Origin of the sequence: Alteribacter keqinensis, assembly GCF_003710255.1 — a bacterium.
GTDB lineage: Bacteria > Bacillota > Bacilli > Bacillales > Salisediminibacteriaceae > Alteribacter > Alteribacter keqinensis.
Genome location: NZ_RHIB01000004.1, coordinates 26,177 through 49,845, shown reverse-complemented (window position 1 = coordinate 49,845; position 23,669 = coordinate 26,177). Strand labels below are relative to the sequence as shown.

Sequence of the window (23,669 nt, the reverse complement as noted above, 5' to 3'; positions counted from 1 at the left end):
TTTCCTTATTTAATAAATCCTTTATAACTACGTTTGATCATTTGACTTTCAATCTGCTTCATCGTATCAAGGGCAACCCCTACTACGATGAGAAGACCTGTACCTCCGATTTGAACGGCTGGCGGGAGACCCGCTAGCTCAGTGAAGAAAACCGGGATAACTGAAACAGTTGCCAGGAACAGGGCCCCTACAAATGTCAGACGGTAGAGGATTCGTGTAATATAAACCTGCGTTGTTTTACCAGGACGGATTCCAGGGATATAGCCGCCTTGCTTTTTCAAGTTGTCGGCCATTTGTTCCGGGTTAACCTGGACAAACGTATAGAAATACGTAAATCCGATGATGAGTGCAGCATAGACGATTAAGCCAAATGGCTGCGTGTAATCAAAGTTTGTTGTAACCCAGCCGGCAATGGCATTATCATCTCCAACAAATCCAGCGACCGTAGGCGGGAATATAAAGAGAGACATAGCGAAAATTACCGGAATTACCCCGGCAGCGTTCACTTTAAGTGGCAAGTGAGTGGACTGACCGCCTTGAGGCTTACCTGATACTAAACGCTTAGCGTATTGTACAGGAATTTTTCGTAATGCCTGCTGAACAAAGATTACCCCTACTACGATAAGCAGCATGGCTAAGAGCAGCAGCAATACTACTACGATATTAATAAACAATGCTTCTCCGGCATCAGCAATCTGTGTTGAATAGATCTGGTTGACACCGTTTGGAATCGCAGCAGCGATCCCCGCAAAGATTAAGATCGAAATACCATTTCCGACACCGTTGGCTGTGATCTGTTCACCGAGCCACATTAAAAAGGCAGTACCTGCCGTTAATGTAAGAGCGATGAGCAGGAATGTTACAACGCTTGGATTTGGTACAAGACCAGGGAATATCCGGTTAAACCCGATAGACATCCCAAGTGCCTGCATGAATGCAATGACAATTGTCCCGTAGCGTGTGAATTGTGCCAACTTTCGTCGGCCCGCTTCACCTTGTTTTGCCCATTCGGCAAATTTAGGAACAACGTCCATTCTTAGTAATTGCACAATGATCGATGCTGTAATGTAGGGCATGATCCCTGTAGCGAAGATCGAGAAGTTTTCAAGAGCTCCGCCACCGAATGTATTTAGAAAGCCAAAGGCATTCATCTCGTCCTGAAAGTTCAGAACCTGAGCATCTACACCCGGTGCAGGGATATGTGCCCCGATACGGAACACGATCAGCATGGCTAAGGTAAATAATACCTTACGTCTCAAATCACCAATTTTAAATATATTGGAGATGGTTTGAAACATTAGACCACCTCTGTAGTTCCGCCAGCAGCCTCAATTGCTTCTTTTGCAGAAGCTGAGAATTTGTGGGCTTTAACTGTAAGCTTATTCTCAAGCTTTCCGTTTCCAAGAACTTTGATTCCGTCTTTAGCGTTGCTTACAACACCGGACTCGATCAATAGCTCAGGAGTTACTTCCGTTCCAGCGTCGAAACGGTTTAACGTTTCAAGGTTTACAATAGCAAACTCTTTACGCGTAGGATTTGTAAATCCGCGCTTTGGCAAGCGGCGGAAGATTGGCATTTGGCCACCTTCAAATCCTGGACGTACTCCGCCTCCGGAACGAGCGTTTTGTCCTTTATGTCCGCGACCGGCAGTTTTACCGTTACCAGTAGCGATACCACGTCCAACACGTTTGCGAACCTTACGGGAACCCTCTGAGGACTTAAGTTCGTGAAGTTTCATGTCGGCACCTCCTCAACTCATTATCTTCAAGTTACGCTTCGATTTCTTTTACAGTAACAAGGTGAGATACTTTGTTCACCATACCGCGAATTGCTGCGTTGTCTTCTTGTACCACTGTGTGGTGCATTTTACGAAGACCAAGCGTTTTTACGGTTACGCGCTGATCTTCAGGGCGTCCGATCAAGCTGCGTGTGAGGGTAATTTCAAGTTTTTTAGCCATGTTAATTCCCTCCTTAACCTAGTAGCTCTTCTACTGATTTGCCGCGAAGTTTTGCAACCTCTTCCGGGCTTTTTAGTTCAGTTAATCCTTGCAGGGTCGCACGCACCATGTTAATTGGGTTGTTTGATCCCAGGGATTTACTAAGGATGTCACCTACACCGCCAAGCTCAAGTACAGCACGGACAGGTCCACCAGCGATGATTCCTGTACCCTCAGATGCAGGCTTTAGAAGTACGCTTCCTGCTCCGAATTCACCAGTAATCTGGTGAGGGATTGTTGTACCTTGAATCGGGATTGTGATAAGGTTTTTCTTCGCGTCTTCAATCGCTTTACGGATAGCTTCAGGTACCTCAAGTGCTTTACCCATACCGAAGCCAACGTGTCCGTTTTTATCTCCAACTACAACCAGTGCAGCAAAGCGGAAGCGACGACCACCTTTAACCACTTTCGCAACACGGTTAACAGTAACTACTCTCTCTTCAAGTTCAAGTTTGTTAGGGTCGATACTACGCAATGAGTTTCCCTCCTTTTGTCGTTAATTAAAACTTCAGACCAGCTTCACGAGCTGCATCTGCAAGTTCCTGGATTCGACCATGATAAAGGTATCCTCCGCGGTCAAATACCACAGTTTCAACACCTTGCTCAAGGGCACGTTTCGCAACCAATTCGCCGATTTGACGAGCCGCTTCTTTATTTCCGCCGTTTTCAAGTTTAAGTTCTTTATCTAAGCTCGAAGCACCAGCAACTGTAACGCCATCGACGTCGTTAATTACCTGTGCATAGATGTGCTTATTAGAACGGAAAACATTCAAACGAGGACGTTCAGCAGTTCCCGTGATCGAGCGACGAACATGTGCGTGTCTTTTCTTACGTACCACGTTCTTGTCAGCTTTTGTGATCATTGAACGTCATTCCTTTCATTCCGTTAATTTAACCTTATTTACCTGTTTTACCTTCTTTACGGCGTACGTATTCGCCTTGGTAGCGAATTCCTTTGCCTTTGTAAGGTTCAGGTGGTCTTACAGCACGAATGTTAGAAGCAAGTGCTCCAACGCGTTCTTTATCGATACCTTTTACAATGATTTTCGTGTTTTCAGGAACGTCAAGCTCAAGACCGTCTTCAGGATTAAACTCAACTGGGTGAGATAATCCAACGCTTAGAGTTACTTTATTCCCTGACTTTTGAGCACGGTAACCTACCCCGACAAGCTCAAGAGTCTTTTCAAATCCTTTAGTTACACCTTCGACCATGTTGTTGATCACGGAACGAGTAGTACCGTGAAGTGCGCGGTGATCTTTGTGATCCGTTGGACGCTCAACAGTGATCTGGTTGTCTTCTTGTTTTACGACCATGTCAGCGTGAAGTGTACGGGTAAGCTCACCTTTAGGTCCTTTGACCGTAATGGTATTACCGTCTTGCTTCACTTCAACACCGGATGGAATCTCAACAGGTTTTAAACCAATTCGAGACATGCCTTACACCTCCATTCTTCCGTTCAAATTACCAAATGTATGCTAGTACTTCGCCGCCAACTTGCTTCTGGCGAGCTTCTTTGTCTGTGATAATGCCAGTTGATGAAGAAATTACAGCGATTCCTAAACCGCCAAGTACACGTGGTACTTCATCAGCTTTAGCATAAACACGAAGACCTGGTTTACTGATTTTCTTAAGTCCGGTGATAACGCGTTCGTTATTTACACCGTACTTAAGGAAAATACGAAGGATGCCTTGCTTGTTGTCCTCAATATATTCAAAGTCGCGAATGAAACCTTCACGCTTTAAGATGTCAGCAACTTCTTTCTTGATCTTGGAAGCAGGAAGCTCCAAGCTTGTATGACGTACAGTATTCGCATTACGAATACGAGTTAGCATATCTGCAATAGGATCAGTCATGACCATCGTATTTACCTCCTTCCCTACACGGAATTACCAGCTTGCTTTTTTAACGCCCGGAATTTGACCTTTGTGCGCGAGATCACGGAAACAGATACGGCACAATTTAAATTTGCGGATTACACTGTGTGGACGTCCACAACGTTCGCAACGTGTATATTCTTGCACATTGAACTTCTTAGGCTTTTTAGATTTAGCGATCATGGATTTCTTTGCCAAGGTTCAAACCTCCTTTTCGGCGAGATCTTATTTTTGAAACGGCATACCCATTTGGGTGAGCAGCTCACGAGCTTCTTCATCCGTTTCAGCTGTAGTAACAATGACGATGTCCATACCGCGGACTTTTTCTACATTGTCATACTCAATTTCAGGGAAAATTAACTGTTCTTTAACTCCCAGTGTATAGTTACCTCGTCCGTCAAAGGCTTTCTTTGATACCCCGCGGAAGTCACGTACACGCGGCAAAGAAACAGAGATAAGTTTGTCAAGGAAATCATACATGCGCTCGCCGCGAAGGGTTACTTTCGCACCGATTGGCATACCTTCACGAAGCTTAAAGCCTGCGATAGACTTTTTCGCTTTAGTGATTACAGGCTTCTGACCGGAAAGCTCTGTAAGTTCTTCAACAGCTTTGTCAAGAACCTTAGAGTTTTGAACCGCATCACCAATACCCATGTTGATTACAATCTTATCGATTTTTGGAACTGCCATTACGGAAGAGTAATTGAATTTCTCAGTTAGAGTTGGAGCAATCTCTCCATTGTATCTTTCTTTAAGACGACTCATAGTGGTGAACCTCCTTTCAACCTAAAACTTGTTACTTATCAAGCGCTTCGCCGGATTTCTTGGCGATACGAATTTTTTTACCGTTTTCTACTTTATAGCCTACACGTGTTGGTTCGCCCGTTTTCGGGTCGATCGGCAATACGTTCGATACGTGAATAGCCGCTTCCTGGTTCAAAATACCGCCTTGTGGGTTCGCTTGTGATGGTTTAGCATGTTTTTTCACCATGTTAACTCCTTCAACAAGGACGCGGTCTTTGCTTGGATATGCTTCAAGGATTGTTCCTTCCTTGCCTTTGTCCTTACCAGAGATTACCTTAACGCTATCTCCCTTTTTTACATGCATGAGGGGCACCTCCTTAACAGACATTTTCCGTCCATTTATGATTAAAGCACTTCAGGAGCCAAAGATACGATCTTCATGAATTGGTTTTCACGAAGTTCACGGGCAACTGGTCCGAAGATACGAGTTCCGCGCGGGCTCTTGTCATCACGTACAATAACCGCTGCGTTCTCGTCGAACTTAATGTAAGATCCGTCTGGACGACGCGCACCGCTCTTAGAACGTACGATTACCGCCTTAACGACCTCACCCTTCTTGACAACGCCACCAGGTGTTGCTTGTTTTACCGAGCAAACAATGATATCACCGATGTTAGCTACTTTACGGCCTGAGCCACCGAGCACTTTGATACATTGTACTTCACGGGCACCTGAGTTATCAGCTACTTTTAAACGACTCTCTTGTTGGATCATGGATCAATTTACCTCCCTTCAGGTAAGCAAACGTCATTCTTTACTTCTATTAAATAATAACAGCTTCTTCAACAACTTCTACAAGACGGAAACGCTTGTCTTTTGAAAGCGGACGAGTTTCCATTACGCGGACGATATCTCCAGCTTTTGCAGTGTTGTTTTCATCATGTGCTTTTAACTTTTTGGAGTATTTAACGCGTTTGCCGTATAGCGGATGCATTTTGTACGTTTCTACAAGAACTGTGATCGTTTTGTCCATTTTGTCAGACACAACACGACCAGTGTAGCTCTTGCGGTTATTACGCTCAGCCACTGTGCAAACCTCCTCTCAGGTATTAATCGTTTGTAATTCCAAGCTCTCTTTCACGCAAAACTGTTTTCGCACGTGCAATAGCTTTTTTAACTTCACGGATGCGGGCTGGATTGTCTAACTGTCCAGTCGCAAGTTGAAAGCGAAGGTTGAAAAGCTCTTCTTTAAGAGACTTTGACTTTTGTTCAATCTCAGCAGTGGTTAGGTTGCGGATCTCATTAGCTCTCATTTGCGTCACCACCCACTTCATCTCGTTTTACGAACTTAGTTTTAATCGGTAGTTTGTGAGAAGCAAGTCGTAACGCTTCACGAGCAACTTCTTCAGAAACCCCCGCAATTTCAAACATGATTTTCCCTGGTTTTACTACTGCTACCCATCCTTCAGGAGCACCTTTACCGGAACCCATTCGAACTTCTAGAGGCTTTGCAGTGTAAGGCTTATCTGGGAAAATTTTAATCCATACTTTACCGCCACGTTTCATATAACGTGTCATAGCAATACGAGCTGACTCGATTTGTCTGTTTGTAATCCAAGACGCTTCAAGAGCTTGCAGGCCGTATTCACCAAAAGCAACTTCTGTACCGCCTTTCGCACGACCGCGCATCTTACCACGGTGCTCACGACGGAATTTTACACGTTTAGGCATTAGCATGATTATTTTCCTCCTTCCTCTTGTTTCGTTCCTTTCGTCGGAAGGACTTCACCACGATAGATCCAGATCTTAACACCAATTTTACCGTAGGTAGTGTCTGCTTCTGCAGTACCGTAGTCGATGTCCGCACGAAGTGTGTGTAGTGGCACAGTACCTTCGCTGTAAGATTCAGAACGAGCAATGTCCGCTCCGCCAAGACGTCCTGAAACCTGAGTACGAATACCTAAAGCGCCAGCACGCATTGTGCGTTGGATTGTTTGTTTCATAGCACGACGGAAAGAAATACGATTTTCTAGTTGACGAGCAATGTTATCAGCAACAAGACTAGCATCTTTGTCCGGAGACTTGATTTCGTTAATGTTGATGTGTACACGCTTGCCAGTAAGTTGGTTAAGAGCTTTACGTAAAGCTTCTACTTCAGATCCACCTTTACCGATAACCATTCCTGGTTTAGCAGTGTAAATCGTAACGTTCACGCGGCTAGCGGCACGTTCGATTTCAATAGTGGATACGGATGCGTCTTTTAGACGCTTCTCAAGATACTCACGAATTTTGATGTCTTCGTGAAGTAGATCAGCATAGTCTTTATCTGCATACCATTTGGACTCCCATCCGCGAATAACGCCGACACGCAGTCCATTAGGATTCACTTTTTGACCCACTACTTATCCCTCCTTCTTTTCTGTAAGAACAACTGTAATGTGACTCGTACGTTTGTTGATACGGCTTGCGCGACCCATCGCACGTGGGCGGAATCTTTTAAGCGTTACACCTTCATCAACAAATACTTGACTTACAACCAAGTTGTTTGGTTCCATTTCGTAATTATGCTCAGCGTTAGCAATTGCCGAGTTAACGAGTTTCTCAACGATCGGAGAAGCTGATCTCGGAGTGTGTTTAAGGATTGAGATGGCTTCGCCAACTTCCTTACCACGAATTAAGTCAACCACTAAACGTGCCTTGCGAGGAGCAATACGCACTTGTTTCGCTACTGCTTTTGCTTCCATGGAAAGTACCTCCCCTCTTTATTAGCGTCTTGTTTTCTTGTCGTCAGAAGCGTGGCCTTTGTAAGTTCTTGATGGTGCGAACTCGCCAAGCTTGTGTCCAACCATATCTTCTGATACGTAAACCGGTACGTGTTTACGACCATCATAAACTGCGATCGTGTGACCGATGAATTGTGGGAAAATTGTAGAGCGACGAGACCAAGTCTTGATAACCTTTTTGTCATCATTCTCGTTTTGTACTTCAACCTTCTTCATTAGGTGATCATCGACGAAAGGTCCTTTTTTTAAGCTGCGACCCATGTGTGTACCTCCCTTCGTGACTGCCCTACGGTTCCTTGATAGAACCGTAGCACAACCCCGTTATTTTTTGCGACGACGTACAATATATTTATCCGTGTCTTTATTCTTCTTACGCGTTTTGAAGCCAAGTGTCGGTTTGCCCCAAGGTGACATTGGTGATTTACGACCGATTGGTGCGCGTCCTTCACCACCACCGTGTGGGTGATCAACTGGGTTCATTACAGAACCACGAACTGTCGGGCGCTTGCCTAACCAGCGGGAACGACCGGCTTTACCGATTGTTACAAGCTCGTGCTCTGTGTTTCCTACTTGACCGATTGTAGCGCGGCAAGTAGCAAGAATCATACGAGTTTCGCCTGAACGAAGACGTACAAGTACGTAGTCTCCTTCTTTACCAAGAAGTTGAGCTTCAGCACCCGCTGAACGTACCAGCTGTCCGCCTTTTCCTGGCTTAAGCTCGATGTTGTGAATGATTGTACCAACTGGAATGTCCTTTAGTTGAAGTGCGTTACCGATTTTGATGTCAGCATCTTTACCAGAAACGATTTCCATTCCTACTTTAAGTCCTTTAGGTGCAAGGATGTAACGCTTTTCTCCATCAACGTAGTTGATTAGAGCGATGTTCGCAGAACGGTTTGGATCGTATTCGATCGTAGCAACGCGGCCTGGAATTCCATCTTTGTTACGCTTAAAGTCGATGATACGGTATTGGCGTTTGTGTCCGCCACCTTGGTGACGTACAGTAATACGACCATGGTTGTTTCGACCGGCTTTCTTGCTTAGTGGTGCAAGCAAGGATTTTTCCGGCTTATCTGTAGTGATCTCCTGGAAGTCAAGAACAGACATTCCACGGCGACCGTTAGTGGTTGGTTTATACTTTTTAATAGCCATCAGAGTTTCCCTCCTTCTCTATAAAAATGTTTTATACACCTTCAAAGAAGTCTAGTTCTTTGCTATCAGGTGTTAACTGAACAATGGCTTTCTTGCGCTTGCTTTTGTAGCCTGTATAACGTCCGAAACGACGGAATTTACCTTTGTAATTCTGTGTGTTGACTTTGTCTACTGTCACACCGAAGATCTCTTCGACAGCGTCTTTAATCTGAGTTTTGTTAGCGCGAGTGTCCACTTCAAAAGTGTACTTTTTCTCTGCCATCAAGTCAGTAGAACGTTCAGTGATTACGGGGCGCTTAATAATATCACGAGCGTTTGCCATTATGCAAGCACCTCCTCTACCTTTTTAACAGCGTCTTGAGTGATCACAAGGTTGCTGTGGCTCACGACGTCTAACACGTTAAGACCGTCTGCAGTAATTGTTTTTACTCCAGGAAGGTTTCGTGTAGAAAGAGCGACCGCATCGTTGTAGTCAGCAGTTACAACAAGAGTTTTTTCTCCTGCAGAAAAGCCGGCTAAAACAGCTTTCATCTCTTTTGTTTTTGGTGTTTCAAGGCTCAATCCTTCCAGTACGCGAATCTCTTCGGCTTGTACTTTAGAAGAAAGAGCTGATTTGATCGCCAGACGACGAACTTTTTTCGGTAATTTGTAGCCATAGCTACGTGGTGTAGGACCGAATGCAACACCCCCGCCAACCCATAGTGGGGAACGGATTGTACCGTGACGTGCACGGCCGGTACCTTTTTGTCTCCAAGGCTTCTTACCGCCACCGCGAACGTCTGAACGTCCTTTAACAGCGTGCGTACCTTGTCTTTGTGATGCTTGCTGCATGATTACAGCGTCATATAGAACACTTTCATTTGGCTCAATACCGAAAATACTATCGGATAGTTCGATATCGCCAACTTGAGAGCCAGTTTGGTTAAATAAAGCAACTTTAGGCATCAGGGCTCCTCCTTTCCTAGTCGATCTACTTATTTAGCTTTTACAGCAGATTCTACTGTAACATAGCTTTTTTTCGCACCCGGTACATTTCCTTTTACCAAGAGCAAGTTGCGTTCTGTATCTACACGGACAACTTCAAGGTTTTGAATCGTTTTTGTTTCTCCACCCATTTGTCCAGGTAAGTTTTTACCTTTACGTACGTGGTTCGGGTCAACAGGACCCATTGAACCAGGACGACGGTGATAGCGTGAACCGTGGGACATTGGTCCGCGGGACTGGTTGTGGCGCTTAATTGCACCTTGGAAACCTTTACCTTTGGATTGTCCTGTTACGTCAACAACATCTCCTGCTGCAAAAGTATCTACTTTGACTTCCTGACCAACTTCATAATCCGCTAAGTTCACATCGCGAATTTCTCTAACGAAGCGCTTAGGGGCAGTGTCTGCTTTAGCAGCGTGTCCTTTTTCAGGTTTGTTAGCGCGGTGATCTTTTTTGTCACCGAAACCAACTTGGATAGCTTCGTAACCGTCAGCTTCAACCGTTTTCTTTTGAAGAACAACGTTTGGAGTCGCTTCGATTACTGTTACTGGGATGACCTCGCCGTTATCAGCGAACACTTGAGTCATTCCTAATTTCTTACCTAAGATTCCTTTGGCCATGAGTCACACCTCCTGTTATTAAACAATCATTTATAGTTTGATTTCAATGTCAACGCCTGATGGCAGGTCTAATCGCATAAGTGCATCCACTGTTTGTGGAGTTGGTTCAATGATGTCGATTAAACGCTTGTGAGTACGCATTTCGAACTGCTCACGAGAGTCTTTATACTTGTGCACCGCACGAAGTACTGTGTAGATCGATTTTTCAGTTGGAAGCGGGATAGGACCAGCTACACTGGCACCTGAACGCTTAGCTGTTTCAACGATCTTCTCAGCAGACTGATCAAGAGTTCTGTGATCGTACGCTTTAAGACGGATACGAATCTTTTGTTTTGCCATTTGATTACCTCCTTTTTTCGCCCATTTTGGAAATAGACTTGCTCCGTGGAAATTTTCCTAGCACCGCTCCATGGCAACGGGGGCTGGTGTGTCGGTAACCTCCCACATCAACGCCTGTCATGTGACCAACATTATTCATTATACATTAATGCCTAATGCAGATCAAGTGATTTCTGTAATTTATATACGTAATCACACTTTTACTATTATAAAGATTATCTCCTCTGATTTCAAGTGCTAGATGGTGTGGGAATGTTTCCTTTTAGTTTTGGAGGTTATATCGGGGAAAATCGGGGTATTTTCTTTATTTTGAAGTCAGTTGGGGTTTCGTTAATTCTCCTACTGGTATCGTATATCTTTGGGTTATCATGAATCAGATATCATGAATCCTTGGGTGGTTAACGTAAATCTCCGTAATTTATCAGGAACTCCTTAATCGGAAACAGAAAAATCCATCTATCGTGCAGATTCCTTAATCCATCACGATCTTAATTCTTTAATCCGCACTTTTTCCCTGAGTTCGGCCGTGGGATTCCTGTAAATAAACCATTATACCTTAACCTAGACACTGCCCCCCCTGTCTCATAAACAAACATCACCCTCCTCTCTTAGATAGAAGAAACTCGTAAATCAATCCAATAAAAAACAGCCCCCGGGAAAATCCTGGGGGCTGCATGTAAAGCCTTAGCTTAGTTATTACTCAGTGATTTCAGCAACAACGCCGGCACCAACAGTACGTCCACCCTCACGGATAGAGAACTTAGTACCTTCTTCGATCGCGATTGGGTTGATTAGCTCAACTGTCATCTCGATGTTGTCACCAGGCATTACCATCTCAACGCCTTCTGGAAGGTTACAGATTCCAGTTACGTCAGTTGTACGGAAGTAGAACTGAGGACGGTAGTTAGTGAAGAATGGAGTGTGACGTCCACCCTCTTCTTTAGATAATACATAAACTTCAGCTTTGAACTTCGTGTGTGGAGTGATTGTTCCTGGCTTTGCAAGAACTTGTCCACGAGTGATGTCGTCACGGGATACACCACGTAATAGTGCTCCAATGTTGTCACCAGCTTCAGCATAGTCAAGAAGCTTACGGAACATTTCTACTCCAGTTACAGTAGTCTTCTTAGACTCTTCTTCAATACCGATGATTTCTACTTCGTCACCAACGTTAAGCTGTCCACGCTCAACACGGCCAGTTGCAACAGTACCACGGCCAGTGATAGAGAATACGTCCTCTACTGGCATCATGAATGGCTTGTCTTTGTCACGCTCTGGAGTTGGGATGTACTCGTCAACTTGCGCCATTAGGTCGATGATCGCTTGCTCGTGATCAGCGTCGCCTTCTAGAGCTTTAAGAGCAGAACCTTTTACTACTGGGATGTCATCGCCAGGGAAGTCGTACTCAGAAAGAAGGTCACGTACTTCCATTTCTACTAGCTCAAGTAGCTCTTCGTCGTCAACTTGGTCAGTTTTGTTAAGGAATACTACGATTGAAGGTACCCCTACCTGACGGGAAAGAAGGATGTGCTCACGAGTTTGTGGCATTGGGCCGTCAGCAGCGGATACTACAAGAATAGCTCCGTCCATTTGAGCGGCACCAGTGATCATGTTCTTAACGTAGTCAGCGTGTCCTGGGCAGTCTACGTGTGCATAGTGACGGCTGTCAGTTTCGTACTCAACGTGTGCAGTGGAGATTGTGATTCCACGCTCGCGCTCTTCAGGAGCTCCGTCGATTTGGTCATAAGCCATCGCAGTACCTTTACCGGATTTCTTATGAAGTACGTGAGTGATTGCAGCAGTTAGTGTTGTTTTACCGTGGTCAACGTGTCCAATAGTACCAATGTTGGCATGCGTCTTGGAACGATCAAATTTTTCTTTAGCCATGATCTAATTCCTCCTTGAATTTCATAGAATTTTTATATTAGGGAGAATGATGAAAAGCTGTACCTCTCATCACTCTAAGCTTACAACAAACTTAGCTTACAACAAAATGACCTGTGAGACAATAACAGATTACTTACCAGACTGTTTTTTGATGATCTCTTCAGAAATACTCTTAGGTACTTCTTCATAGTGGTCAAAATGCATTGTGTACTGTCCGCGTCCTTGCGTGTTGGAACGCAGGGAAGTAGCGTAACCGAACATTTCGGAAAGTGGCACCATCGCCTTAACAATTTGTGCGTTACCGCGGGCTTCCATACCTTCAACTCGTCCACGACGGGAAGTTACGTCACCCATGATGTCTCCCATGTACTCTTCAGGTACAACCACTTCAACTTTCATGACTGGCTCAAGAATAGCCGGGTTACATTTTTTCGCCGCTTCTTTAACAGCCAGGGAAGCAGCTACTTTAAATGCCATCTCGTTGGAGTCGACATCGTGGTAAGAACCATCAACAAGGGTGGCTTTTACGTCGATAACTTCGTATCCGGCGAGCATCCCGTTCTTAAGGGACTCTTCAAGACCCTGTCCAACTGATGGGATGTATTCACGAGGAACAACACCGCCGACAACTTTATCAACGAACTCGAAGCCTTTACCTTCTTCGTTAGGTTCGAACTCAACCCATACGTGACCGAATTGTCCACGACCACCGGATTGACGTACGAATTTACCTTCAACTTTCGCCGCTTGACGGATTGTCTCACGGTAGGAAACCTGAGGTGCACCAACATTTGCTTCCACTTTGAATTCACGCTTCATACGGTCAACGATGATATCAAGGTGAAGCTCACCCATACCTGCGATGATCGTTTGTCCTGTTTCTTCATCAGTGTGTGTGCGGAATGTTGGATCTTCTTCTGCAAGCTTACCTAAAGCGATACCCATTTTATCCTGGTCAGCTTTAGACTTAGGCTCTACAGAAAGGGAGATTACCGGCTCAGGGAATTCCATGGATTCAAGAATAACCATGTTCTTCTCATCACAGATTGTGTCTCCTGTAGTTGTGCTCTTAAGCCCGACACCCGCAGCGATATCACCAGCGTAAACAGTAGGAATCTCTTCACGGTGATTCGCGTGCATTTGAAGGATACGTCCCATACGCTCACGCTTATCTTTCGTTGAGTTCTTAACGTAAGAACCAGCGTCAACAGTACCAGAGTATACGCGGAAGAATGTAAGTTTACCTACGAAAGGATCTGTCATAACTTTAAATGCCAATGCAGAGAATGGCTCGTCATCACTTGGCTTACGCAGAACTTCTTCTTCGCTGTCCGGTAGCATTCCAGTCATTGGAGGTACGTCCAATGGAGATGGAAGGTAGTCGATAACAGCATCAAGCATAAGCTGAACACCTTTGTTTTTAAAGGCAGATCCGCAGATGACAGGGTAGAATTCAACGTCACAAGTACCTTTACGGATCGCAGCTTTGATCTCTTCAGTCGTAAGCTCTTCACCTTCAAGGTATTTCATCATTAAATCTTCGTCAAGTTCGGAAACTGCTTCAAGTAACTTTTCACGGTACTCATTCGCTTGATCCTTATACTCATCCGGAATTTCACGTGCTTCAGTACGTGATCCGAGATCATCTAAGTAGTAGTAAGCGTGCATTTCAACAAGGTCGATGATACCTTCGAAGTCATCTTCTGCACCGATTGGCAACTGGATCGCATGTGCGTTAGCACCAAGACGATCGTGCATTGTGCCTAGTGAGTAGATGAAGTCAGCACCGATCTTATCCATTTTGTTTACGAAAACAACACGTGGTACGCCATACGTAGTTGCCTGACGCCATACAGTTTCCGTTTGTGGTTCTACACCGGACTGTGCATCAAGTACAGCTACGGCACCATCAAGTACACGTAAAGAACGCTCTACCTCTACAGTAAAGTCTACGTGTCCTGGAGTATCGATGATATTTACACGGTGTTCTTTCCAAGCGGCTGTTGTCGCAGCAGAAGTGATCGTGATTCCACGCTCTTGCTCCTGGTCCATCCAGTCCATTTGAGAAGCACCTTCGTGCGTTTCACCGATTTTGTGAATACGCCCTGTGTAGAAAAGTACACGCTCAGTCGTCGTCGTCTTACCGGCATCGATGTGAGCCATGATTCCGATATTACGCGTCTTTTCTAAGGAGAATTCTCTTCCCATGGTCATTTTCTCCTTCCTTAAGTGAAGATGTTAGTGGGTTGGAGATGGTTCCGAGGGAAAGCCGGGTGACCGGCCTCCTCAGTATCCCGTCTCGATTAACTGTTTTGAAATATACCGCCCGTAAGCCGGGCAAGTATTTTCTTACCAGCGGTAGTGAGCGAATGCTTTGTTCGCTTCTGCCATACGATGAGTATCTTCGCGCTTTTTAACAGCGGCTCCCGTATTATTTGCAGCGTCCATAATTTCGTTGGCAAGACGCTCTTCCATCGTTTTTTCACCACGAAGGCGAGCGTAGCTTACTAACCAGCGAAGTCCCAGTGCAGTACGTCGCTCTGGTTTTACTTCGATTGGTACTTGGTAGTTTGCACCACCAACACGGCGTGCTTTAACTTCAAGAACAGGCATGATGTTTTTAAGTGCTTGTTCGAATACTTCTTGAGGATCATTGCCGGTACGTTCTTTTACTAATTCGAAAGACTTGTAAAGAGTCGTTTGTGCTTTCCCTTTTTTACCGTCGATCATCATACGGTTGATCATACGTGTAACAAGCTTCGATTTGTAAAGTGGATCAGGTAATACGTCTCTTTTTGGTACTGGTCCTTTACGAGGCATGTGGTCCCCTCCTTCCATCCATTAATAGTAGTTTATATCTGTCTTAATCAATTATTTTTTAGGACGCTTTGTTCCGTACTTGGAACGACCTTGTGCACGGTTTTCAACTCCGGCAGTATCAAGCGCACCACGTACGATGTGGTAACGTACCCCCGGTAAGTCTTTTACTCGTCCACCACGGATGAGGACAACACTGTGTTCCTGAAGGTTGTGCCCGATTCCTGGGATATAAGCTGTCACTTCAATTTGGTTCGTAAGACGTACACGAGCATATTTACGCAATGCGGAGTTTGGTTTCTTTGGTGTCATTGTACCAACACGAGTACAAACGCCACGCTTTTGCGGTGAGCTCAAGTCCGTTTGAACTTTCTTGAAGCTGTTGTAACCTTTATTTAAAGCTGGTGAGTCGGACTTTCTAACTTTAGATACGCGACCTTTGCGTACTAACTGGTTAATTGTAGGCATGGTTTTTCCTCCTTTCGTATCAACTTGGTTCAAGTCCACTGGTCCAGGTGGTTCATAAAAGTACAAAAGTAAAGTTTTTGCCGCAGAAGGTGAACCCCTTAAGCAAAAACCCATTTACTTTTTAATTGCTACAATCGCTGCTGATACGTCAATTCCGCATGCTTTTCCAAGCTTTTTCATGGAATCAACGGTCTGAATCGGTACCCCCTGGTCTTCGGCTAGCGCCAGGACTTTGGAAAGTACACCGTGATCAGCATCGTCGGCAATGATTAATTCTTTAACCTGCTGTTCTTCCAGTGCTTTTAAAGTTTGTTTCGTGCCCACTATTCGTTCATTGGCCTGCACTACTTTTTCATAAGACATCAATAATCCTCCAAAGCATCAGGTATTAGGCGCACTTTTATATATTATCACTAGGGATAACATGTGTCAACAACCTGTTCGAATTTTTATTGAGCAGGACAGGAGTGGCGGAAAAGCCACTCCGGGTGCCCATGATTAATCCTGGATCGTCGCTTCTTCAATCGCCGGCATTTCAGACTGTGCATCTTCTTCCATAGCAAGGTTGATCTTTCTATAGCGCTGCATGCCTGTACCAGCCGGAACAAGCTTACCGATAATAACGTTCTCTTTCAGTCCTACAAGCTCATCTCGTTTTCCTTTAATTGCTGCGTCAGTCAGGACACGAGTCGTTTCCTGGAAGGAGGCGGCAGATAAGAAGGAATCTGTTTCAAGAGATGCTTTTGTAATACCGAGCAGAACCGGCTTACCTGTTGCTGGTGTGCCGCCGCGAAGGAGCACATCTTTGTTGGCTTCGTTGAACTGGTGAATTTCAATAAGGGATCCTGGAAGTACTTCTGTGTCCCCTGCGTCAAGAACGCGGATTTTACGAAGCATCTGGCGAACCATTACTTCCACGTGCTTATCACCAATTTCCACCCCTTGCATGCGGTATACTTTTTGTACTTCGCGAAGAAGGTACTCCTGTACACCTTGAACACCGGATACGGTGAGAAGTTCTTTCGGATCAATAGAACCTTCTGTAAGTTCCTGCCCCGGTTTAACTTCAGTACCCACTTCTACTTTCATGCGGGAGCCGTATGGTGTTGTGTAAGAACGGGTTTCAAGATCACCTTTAACGATAATCTCTTTCTTTTCGTTTACTTCCTTCACGTCGGTGACCACACCCTGAATCTCGGAAATGACAGCCTGACCTTTAGGGTTACGGGCTTCAAATACCTCTTGGATACGTGGTAAACCTTGAGTGATGTCGTCTCCGGCTACCCCGCCTGTGTGGAAGGTACGCATCGTTAACTGTGTACCCGGCTCACCGATAGACTGGGCAGCGATGATTCCTACCGCTTCGCCTACTTCTACTTCTGCACCTGTTGCAAGGTTGCGTCCGTAGCAGGCCTTACATACGCCGTGTTTTGTGTCACATGTGAAGGCAGAACGAATAGTTAGTTCTTTTACACCGGAATCTTCGATGAGTTTACTTGTGTCTTCATCAAGAGTCTGGTTTTTCTCAGCAAGGACTTCACCTGTTTCAGGGTGATGTACCGTCTGGAATGTTAAACGGCCGACAAGGCGGTCGTATAATGGTTCAATAACTTCTGTACCTTCCTTAATGGCAGCCACTTTCAAGCCGCGGTCTGTTCCACAGTCTTGTTCGCGAACAATAACATCCTGTGCAACATCAACCAGCCGGCGTGTAAGGTAACCTGAGTCGGCTGTTTTAAGGGCCGTATCGGCAAGACCTTTACGGGCACCGTGGGTGGAGATAAAGTACTCAAGTACTGTAAGTCCCTCACGGAAACTGGATTTGATTGGAAGCTCGATGATTCGCCCGGATGGGTTTGCCATCAGACCACGCATACCTGCAAGCTGCGTAAAGTTCGACGCGTTACCACGGGCACCGGAATCACTCATCATGAAGATCGGGTTGGAGGTATCAAGTGTGCCCATCAACTTGCTCTGGATCACATCTTTCGCCGAGCTCCAGATCTCAATAACCTTGTCATAACGCTCTTCTTCCGTGATCAGACCACGGCGGAACTGCTTTAGGACACGGTCTACTTTTCCTTCCGCTTCGTCCAGGATTTTCTGTTTGTCTTTAAGTACCACGATATCAGATACACCGATGGTAATACCTGCTTTTGTGGAGTAGTAGAATCCTAAGTCCTTCATTTTATCAAGCATGATTGACGTTTCGGATACTTTAAACTTCTTAAAGACTTCAGCGATAATATCGCCGAGGAATCCTTTTTTAAACGGCTTAATAACGTCACGCTCAGCGAATTCCTTTTTCACATCTGTGCCTGTTGACACGATATACGTATCAGGCGTTTCTTCCTGAAGGTTATAAGCTGTCGGTTCGTTAATATAAGGAAACTCAGGAGGCAGGATTTCGTTAAAGATAACCTTACCTACTGACGTTAGAATCAGTTTTCCTTTTTGGTGATCCTTAAATGGCTTATCGCCAAGAGAATCAACCGGAACGGCAATACGGGTATGAAGGTGTACATAACCGTTTTGATATGCTGTCAGCACTTCATTTGGTCCGTAATACACGTTCGCTTCGCCTACTGCATCTTTTCGCTCAAGTGTAAGGTAGTAGTTACCCAGCACCATATCCTGGGACGGAGTAACAACAGGCTTGCCATCTTTAGGGTTCAAGATGTTTTGCGCTGCAAGCATAAGAAGGCGTGACTCGGCCTGTGCTTCAGCAGAAAGAGGTACGTGAACGGCCATTTGGTCTCCGTCAAAGTCGGCGTTGTAAGCTGTACACACAAGTGGGTGCAGCTTAATTGCACGACCTTCAACCAGAGTCGGCTCAAATGCCTGGATACCCAGTCTGTGAAGGGTAGGTGCCCGGTTAAGAAGAACCGGGTGCTCTTTAATGACTTCCTCAAGAACATCCCATACTTCCGGCTGAACGCGCTCTACTTTACGCTTGGCGCTCTTGATGTTGTGGGCAAGACCTTTACTTACAAGCTCTTTCATTACAAAAGGCTTAAACAGTTCAAGAGCCATTTCCTTTGGAAGACCGCACTGGTACATCTTAAGGTGAGGACCTACTACGATTACAGAACGTCCGGAGTAGTCAACACGTTTACCAAGAAGGTTTTGACGGAAACGTCCTTGCTTACCTTTAAGCATGTGGGAAAGAGATTTCAACGGGCGGTTACCAGGTCCTGTTACAGGACGGCCGCGGCGTCCGTTATCGATTAAGGCATCGACTGCTTCCTGAAGCATACGCTTCTCGTTTTGAACGATGATGCTTGGAGCACCAAGGTCGAGGAGACGCTTTAATCGGTTGTTACGGTTAATTACACGGCGGTAAAGGTCGTTTAAGTCGGAAGTCGCAAAGCGTCCTCCGTCTAACTGAACCATCGGACGCAATTCCGGCGGGATGACAGGAAGAACATCAAGGATCATCCAGTCAGGTTTGTTGCCGGAGTTACGGAATGCTTCAAGAACTTCAAGGCGCTTGATCGCACGTGTACGTCTTTGACCTTGAGCTGTAAGCAATTCTTCTTTCAGCATATTTACTTCTTTATCAAGATCAATGTCCTGAAGAAGCTTGCGGATTGCTTCCGCTCCCATAGAGGCTGTGAAAGAACGGCCGTACTTTTCACGGTACGTCCGGTATTCTCTCTCAGACAGCAGCTGCTTGAGTTCAAGCGGTGTGTCTCCTGTTTCAGTAACTACATACGATGCGAAATAGATTACTTCCTCAAGAGAACGTGGGGACATATCCAGGACAAGCCCCATTCTGCTTGGGATTCCTTTAAAGTACCAGATGTGAGATACAGGGGCAGCAAGCTCGATGTGCCCCATTCTCTCACGACGTACTTTTGCACGTGTTACTTCTACGCCACATCGGTCACATACGACACCTTTGTAGCGGACACGCTTATATTTACCACAATGACATTCCCAATCTTTTGTTGGACCGAAAATGCGCTCACAGAACAAACCGTCTTTTTCAGGCTTAAGCGTTCTGTAGTTGATTGTTTCTGGCTTTTTGACTTCCCCTCTTGACCATGAGCGGATTTTATCCGGAGAAGCCAAGCCAATTTTCATATACTCAAAGTTATTAACATCTATCAAGGGGCCAACCTCCCTTTCGACTTTCAAGATCTGCCATTAACCGTTTGATTCAGTGGACTCTAGGTTCAAATTCAACTTGTCGTTGTTCTGATCATCTTCGTCATCCAGCTCCAGCATTTCGATTTCCTCTTCATTACTGGTAAGCATCTTCACGTCCATACCAAGACTCTGAAGCTCTTTGATAAGAACTTTAAACGACTCAGGAACACCTGGTTCCGGTACGTTTTCACCTTTCACGATCGCTTCGTACGTTTTCACACGTCCGACAACGTCATCGGATTTCACAGTAAGGATCTCCTGCAAGGTGTAAGCAGCACCATATGCCTCAAGTGCCCATACCTCCATCTCACCGAAACGCTGACCACCGAACTGTGCTTTACCACCGAGCGGCTGCTGGGTTACGAGTGAATATGGTCCCGTTGAACGGGCGTGAAGCTTGTCATCAACCATGTGTGCCAGCTTGATCATATACATAACACCGACAGAAACACGGTTATCAAACGGTTCACCGGTTCTTCCATCATATAGTACCGTCTTCGCATCTTCAGCCATACCGGCTTCAGCGATCGTAGACCATACGTCTTCCTCACGGGCACCGTCAAATACCGGAGATGCAATGTGGATACCGAGGGCTTTTGCAGCCATACCCATATGCATTTCAAGTACCTGTCCGATGTTCATACGAGATGGTACACCCAGTGGGTTTAACATGATGTCAATCGGCGTTCCATCCGGAAGGTAAGGCATATCTTCTTCAGGAAGGATCTTGGAGATAACACCTTTGTTACCGTGACGGCCGGCCATTTTATCCCCTTCGTGAATCTTACGCTTCTGTACGAGGTATACACGTACAAGCTGGTTCACACCTGGTGGCAGCTCATCTCCGTCTTCACGGTTAAAGATCTTCACATCAAGAACAATTCCATCACCGCCGTGTGGCGCACGCAGGGATGTATCACGTACTTCACGTGCTTTCTCACCGAAGATCGCATGAAGGAGACGCTCTTCTGCAGTAAGTTCGGTAACTCCCTTAGGTGTTACTTTCCCTACAAGAATATCTCCGTCTTTCACTTCAGCACCCACGCGGATAATTCCACGGTCATCGAGGTTGCGAAGGGCATCCTCACCGACGTTTGGAATATCTCTTGTGATTTCTTCAGGTCCGAGCTTCGTATCACGGGCTTCAGACTCGTATTCTTCAATATGAATGGATGTGTAGACATCGTCTTTTACAAGACGCTCACTTAAGATGATCGCATCCTCATAGTTGTAACCGTCCCAAGTCATAAATCCGACTACGACGTTACGACCCAGGGCCATTTCACCTTTTTCCATTGATGGTCCGTCAGCAAGAATCTCACCATTTGTTACGATGTCACCTTCACTTACGATCGGACGCTGGTTATAGCAGGTTCCCTGGTTGGATCGGATGAACTTTTGAAGGTTATAGCGAATTGCGTCCCCTTCAATCTCTTTTCCGTCCACTTCTTCGATACGGCGAACCTGAATATAGTTACCGGACACGCGCTCTACGCGGCCTTTTGATTTTGAAATAACGGCAGCACCGGAGTCTTTGGCAGACACATACTCCATTCCTGTTCCCACGATCGGGGATTCTGGGTTAAGAAGCGGCACGGCCTGACGTTGCATGTTTGCTCCCATAAGGGCACGGTTGGAGTCATCGTTTTCCAGGAACGGGATACATGCTGTCGCGGCAGATACTACCTGCTTAGGCGATACGTCCATGTAGTCAACACGGTCTTTTGGTACAACGATGTTTTCACCACGGAAACGACAGATGATGTTGTCATCGATAAAGTAACCTTCATCATCGAGTTTCGCGTTAGCCTGGGCTACAACGTAGTTATCCTCTTCGTCAGCAGTCAGGTAGTCGATTTGGGCAGACACAGCACCACGTTCGTGGTCAACCTTACGATAAGGTGTTTCCATGAAGCCAAACTCGTTTACCTTCGCAAAGCTGGAAAGGGAGTTAATCAAACCGATGTTCGGACCCTCAGGTGTTTCGATCGGACACATACGGCCATAGTGGGAGTAGTGAACGTCTCGTACTTCAAAGCCGGCACGTTCACGAGTCAGACCACCAGGTCCGAGTGCAGACAGACGACGCTTGTGGGTAAGTTCTGCAAGCGGGTTTGTCTGGTCCATAAACTGAGAAAGCTGAGAGCTTCCGAAGAACTCTTTAATTGATGCAATAACCGGACGGATGTTGATTAGCGCCTGTGGTGTAATCATGTTTGCATCCTGAATAGACATACGCTCACGAACGACACGTTCCATACGGGATAATCCGATACGGAACTGGTTTTGAAGCAGTTCGCCGACAGAGCGCAGACGACGGTTACCTAAGTGGTCAATGTCATCTGTGTTTCCGACACCGTGAAGCAGGTTAAAGAAGTAGTTAATAGAAGAGATGATGTCAGCAGGTGTAATGTTCTTCACACTGCGGTCAACAACCCCATTGCTGATCACGCGAATCGGTTCAGCGTCTTCTTTACCGTTTTGAGGGTGAATAAGAACAGACTGAAGTTCTACATCTTCCTCATCCACTACACCGCCATTAAGGGTATAGTGACGGAAACCAACGTTATTTTCCAGATAAGGAATAAGGCGGTCGAGAAGACGGCGGTCAATCATAGCCCCTTCTTCCGCGAGTACTTCGCCTGTGTCCGGATCAACAAGCGTTTCAGCGAGACGCTGGTTGAAAAGACGTTCCTTAATATGGAGTTTCTTATTCATTTTGTAGCGACCAACATTGGCAAGGTCATAACGCTTCGGATCGAAGAAGCGGGACTCTAAAAGACTCTTGGCATTGTCGACTGTTGGTGGCTCTCCTGGGCGAAGGCGCTCATAGATTTCAAGCAACGCTTTCTCTGAGCTGTCCGTATTGTCTTTGTCAAGTGAGTTACGTAAGTATTCATCTTCTCCCAGTAAGTCAATGATCTCTTGATCAGTTCCAAACCCGAGAGCACGGAGTAATACCGTAACCGGGATTTTTCGTGTACGGTCAATACGCACATAAACGACATCTTTTGCGTCGGTTTCAAGCTCCAACCACGCACCGCGGTTTGGAATCACAGTAGCGCCGAAGCCTTTTTTACCGTTTTTATCAATTTTGTCGTTAAAGTAGACACTTGGAGAACGAACGAGCTGAGACACGATAACACGTTCTGCACCGTTAATAACGAATGTCCCTGTTTCGGTCATAAGTGGGAAATCTCCCATAAATACTTCCTGCTCTTTTACTTCCCCTGTCTCTTTGTTGATCAAGCGAACCTTGACCCTAAGAGGTGCAGAATAAGTAACATCCCTCTCTTTTGAATCTTCGACAGAATATTTTGGCTCTCCTAAGCTGTAATCAATAAACTCTAATACCAAATTACCCGTGAAGTCTTCGATCGGGGAGATGTCTGAAAACATCTCGCGAATACCCTCATCAAGAAACCATTGATAAGAAGCTGTCTGAATCTCGATTAAGTTTGGTAGTTCCAAAACTTCGTTGATTCGTGCATAACTTCTTCTCTGGCGGTGACGTCCATACTGAACTTGTTGACCTGTCAACTGATTCACCCCTCAAACCTAACGTTTTTATTAAGAAAAGCAACAGCGCCAAACTTTTCCGGTTGCGGCGCAGCACAAAAATAACTTGTATACTGCTATCCTCGCCCCCGGGACGCAATTGCTAAACATAGACATGAAAATACATTCCCATCTATGAGTCAAAGGGCATACGTTTGACACCCTCCGAGCTTCAAATAGGTCAATTTACAGGTGCATGTTTTACTGAAACAGTAAAGTTGAAAAAACAAAAAAGGGTATTTTCAAAGCCTTTTATGCCGTAAGCATAAAAGACGTTACTAGTTTGTCCAAA

Annotated in this window: 29 protein-coding genes; all 29 read right to left on the bottom strand. The window is 45.5% G+C overall.

What is annotated here, in order from left to right; translation table 11 throughout:
- Positions 1 to 5: 5 nt before the first annotated feature.
- Entirely contained in the window at positions 6 to 1,298 is a 1,293-nt protein-coding gene (secY, locus tag EBO34_RS18840; RefSeq protein ID WP_122901545.1) for a preprotein translocase subunit SecY, read from the bottom strand.
- Positions 1,298 to 1,738, bottom strand: coding sequence for a 50S ribosomal protein L15 (gene rplO / locus EBO34_RS18835; RefSeq protein WP_122901543.1), 441 nt, complete (start codon positions 1,736 to 1,738; stop codon positions 1,298 to 1,300). Before rplO ends, secY begins: the two co-directional genes overlap by 1 nt.
- Positions 1,739 to 1,769: 31 nt before the next feature.
- Positions 1,770 to 1,958 (bottom strand): 50S ribosomal protein L30, encoded by a 189-nt coding sequence (rpmD, locus tag EBO34_RS18830; protein WP_026688607.1) that lies wholly within the window; start codon positions 1,956 to 1,958, stop codon positions 1,770 to 1,772.
- A gap of 13 nt (positions 1,959 to 1,971) precedes the next feature.
- Positions 1,972 to 2,472 carry a 30S ribosomal protein S5 gene (gene rpsE, locus EBO34_RS18825; RefSeq protein WP_026688608.1) on the bottom strand — a complete coding sequence of 167 codons (501 nt, stop codon included), beginning with the start codon at positions 2,470 to 2,472 and terminating at the stop codon, positions 1,972 to 1,974.
- A gap of 25 nt (positions 2,473 to 2,497) precedes the next feature.
- On the bottom strand, positions 2,498 to 2,860 hold the full coding sequence (gene rplR, locus EBO34_RS18820; RefSeq protein WP_122901540.1) for a 50S ribosomal protein L18: 363 nt from the start codon (positions 2,858 to 2,860) through the stop codon (positions 2,498 to 2,500).
- A 34-nt stretch (positions 2,861 to 2,894) separates the two neighbouring features.
- Complete coding sequence (gene rplF, locus EBO34_RS18815) at positions 2,895 to 3,431, bottom strand: 50S ribosomal protein L6 (RefSeq protein WP_122901538.1); 537 nt, start codon at positions 3,429 to 3,431, stop codon at positions 2,895 to 2,897.
- 28 nt (positions 3,432 to 3,459) lie between these two features.
- The gene (gene rpsH / locus EBO34_RS18810) at positions 3,460 to 3,858 is read right to left on the bottom strand and encodes a 30S ribosomal protein S8 (RefSeq protein WP_026688611.1); all 399 of its coding nucleotides are present in this window, start codon (positions 3,856 to 3,858) and stop codon (positions 3,460 to 3,462) included.
- Positions 3,859 to 3,885: 27 nt separating this feature from the next.
- Positions 3,886 to 4,071, bottom strand: a complete 186-nt coding sequence (locus tag EBO34_RS18805; protein ID WP_122901536.1) for a type Z 30S ribosomal protein S14 — start codon at positions 4,069 to 4,071, stop codon at positions 3,886 to 3,888.
- 27 nt (positions 4,072 to 4,098) lie between these two features.
- Entirely contained in the window at positions 4,099 to 4,638 is a 540-nt protein-coding gene (rplE, locus tag EBO34_RS18800) for a 50S ribosomal protein L5 (protein WP_122901534.1), read from the bottom strand.
- Between the two features lie 31 nt (positions 4,639 to 4,669).
- On the bottom strand, positions 4,670 to 4,981 hold the full coding sequence (rplX, locus tag EBO34_RS18795) for a 50S ribosomal protein L24 (RefSeq protein WP_122901532.1): 312 nt from the start codon (positions 4,979 to 4,981) through the stop codon (positions 4,670 to 4,672).
- A 41-nt stretch (positions 4,982 to 5,022) separates the two neighbouring features.
- The gene (rplN, locus tag EBO34_RS18790; protein ID WP_026688615.1) at positions 5,023 to 5,391 is read right to left on the bottom strand and encodes a 50S ribosomal protein L14; all 369 of its coding nucleotides are present in this window, start codon (positions 5,389 to 5,391) and stop codon (positions 5,023 to 5,025) included.
- Positions 5,392 to 5,440: 49 nt separating this feature from the next.
- Positions 5,441 to 5,704 (bottom strand): 30S ribosomal protein S17, encoded by a 264-nt coding sequence (gene rpsQ, locus EBO34_RS18785; protein ID WP_122901528.1) that lies wholly within the window; start codon positions 5,702 to 5,704, stop codon positions 5,441 to 5,443.
- A gap of 22 nt (positions 5,705 to 5,726) precedes the next feature.
- Complete coding sequence (gene rpmC, locus EBO34_RS18780) at positions 5,727 to 5,930, bottom strand: 50S ribosomal protein L29 (RefSeq protein WP_026688617.1); 204 nt, start codon at positions 5,928 to 5,930, stop codon at positions 5,727 to 5,729.
- Entirely contained in the window at positions 5,920 to 6,354 is a 435-nt protein-coding gene (rplP, locus tag EBO34_RS18775; protein WP_026688618.1) for a 50S ribosomal protein L16, read from the bottom strand. The genes rpmC and rplP overlap by 11 nt, the downstream gene beginning before the upstream one ends.
- A 2-nt stretch (positions 6,355 to 6,356) precedes the next feature.
- A complete protein-coding gene (gene rpsC, locus EBO34_RS18770; RefSeq protein ID WP_122901526.1) occupies positions 6,357 to 7,016 on the bottom strand; it encodes a 30S ribosomal protein S3 in 660 nt (219 codons plus the stop codon).
- 3 nt (positions 7,017 to 7,019) lie between these two features.
- Complete coding sequence (gene rplV / locus EBO34_RS18765; RefSeq protein ID WP_026688620.1) at positions 7,020 to 7,361, bottom strand: 50S ribosomal protein L22; 342 nt, start codon at positions 7,359 to 7,361, stop codon at positions 7,020 to 7,022.
- 21 nt (positions 7,362 to 7,382) lie between these two features.
- A complete protein-coding gene (gene rpsS / locus EBO34_RS18760) occupies positions 7,383 to 7,661 on the bottom strand; it encodes a 30S ribosomal protein S19 (RefSeq protein WP_122901524.1) in 279 nt (92 codons plus the stop codon).
- A gap of 60 nt (positions 7,662 to 7,721) precedes the next feature.
- Positions 7,722 to 8,552, bottom strand: a complete 831-nt coding sequence (rplB, locus tag EBO34_RS18755) for a 50S ribosomal protein L2 (RefSeq protein WP_122901522.1) — start codon at positions 8,550 to 8,552, stop codon at positions 7,722 to 7,724.
- A 31-nt stretch (positions 8,553 to 8,583) separates the two neighbouring features.
- On the bottom strand, positions 8,584 to 8,874 hold the full coding sequence (rplW, locus tag EBO34_RS18750; RefSeq protein WP_122901520.1) for a 50S ribosomal protein L23: 291 nt from the start codon (positions 8,872 to 8,874) through the stop codon (positions 8,584 to 8,586).
- Positions 8,874 to 9,497 carry a 50S ribosomal protein L4 gene (gene rplD, locus EBO34_RS18745; RefSeq protein WP_122901518.1) on the bottom strand — a complete coding sequence of 208 codons (624 nt, stop codon included), beginning with the start codon at positions 9,495 to 9,497 and terminating at the stop codon, positions 8,874 to 8,876. Before rplD ends, rplW begins: the two co-directional genes overlap by 1 nt.
- A 29-nt stretch (positions 9,498 to 9,526) precedes the next feature.
- Positions 9,527 to 10,156: a 50S ribosomal protein L3 gene (gene rplC / locus EBO34_RS18740; RefSeq protein WP_122901516.1), complete on the bottom strand. Its 630-nt coding sequence runs from the start codon at positions 10,154 to 10,156 to the stop codon at positions 9,527 to 9,529.
- A 30-nt stretch (positions 10,157 to 10,186) separates the two neighbouring features.
- On the bottom strand, positions 10,187 to 10,495 hold the full coding sequence (rpsJ, locus tag EBO34_RS18735; RefSeq protein WP_026688626.1) for a 30S ribosomal protein S10: 309 nt from the start codon (positions 10,493 to 10,495) through the stop codon (positions 10,187 to 10,189).
- 696 nt (positions 10,496 to 11,191) lie between these two features.
- On the bottom strand, positions 11,192 to 12,382 hold the full coding sequence (gene tuf, locus EBO34_RS18730) for an elongation factor Tu (RefSeq protein WP_122901514.1): 1,191 nt from the start codon (positions 12,380 to 12,382) through the stop codon (positions 11,192 to 11,194).
- 129 nt (positions 12,383 to 12,511) lie between these two features.
- On the bottom strand, positions 12,512 to 14,590 hold the full coding sequence (fusA, locus tag EBO34_RS18725) for an elongation factor G (protein WP_122901512.1): 2,079 nt from the start codon (positions 14,588 to 14,590) through the stop codon (positions 12,512 to 12,514).
- A 141-nt stretch (positions 14,591 to 14,731) separates the two neighbouring features.
- Positions 14,732 to 15,202, bottom strand: a complete 471-nt coding sequence (rpsG, locus tag EBO34_RS18720; protein WP_026688629.1) for a 30S ribosomal protein S7 — start codon at positions 15,200 to 15,202, stop codon at positions 14,732 to 14,734.
- A gap of 51 nt (positions 15,203 to 15,253) precedes the next feature.
- Positions 15,254 to 15,667: a 30S ribosomal protein S12 gene (gene rpsL / locus EBO34_RS18715; RefSeq protein WP_122901510.1), complete on the bottom strand. Its 414-nt coding sequence runs from the start codon at positions 15,665 to 15,667 to the stop codon at positions 15,254 to 15,256.
- A gap of 114 nt (positions 15,668 to 15,781) precedes the next feature.
- Positions 15,782 to 16,030, bottom strand: a complete 249-nt coding sequence (locus EBO34_RS18710; protein WP_122901508.1) for a 50S ribosomal protein L7ae-like protein — start codon at positions 16,028 to 16,030, stop codon at positions 15,782 to 15,784.
- Between the two features lie 135 nt (positions 16,031 to 16,165).
- The gene (rpoC, locus tag EBO34_RS18705; protein ID WP_122901506.1) at positions 16,166 to 19,780 is read right to left on the bottom strand and encodes a DNA-directed RNA polymerase subunit beta'; all 3,615 of its coding nucleotides are present in this window, start codon (positions 19,778 to 19,780) and stop codon (positions 16,166 to 16,168) included.
- Positions 19,781 to 19,816: 36 nt separating this feature from the next.
- Positions 19,817 to 23,359, bottom strand: coding sequence for a DNA-directed RNA polymerase subunit beta (gene rpoB, locus EBO34_RS18700; RefSeq protein ID WP_122901504.1), 3,543 nt, complete (start codon positions 23,357 to 23,359; stop codon positions 19,817 to 19,819).
- Positions 23,360 to 23,669 lie beyond the last annotated feature (310 nt).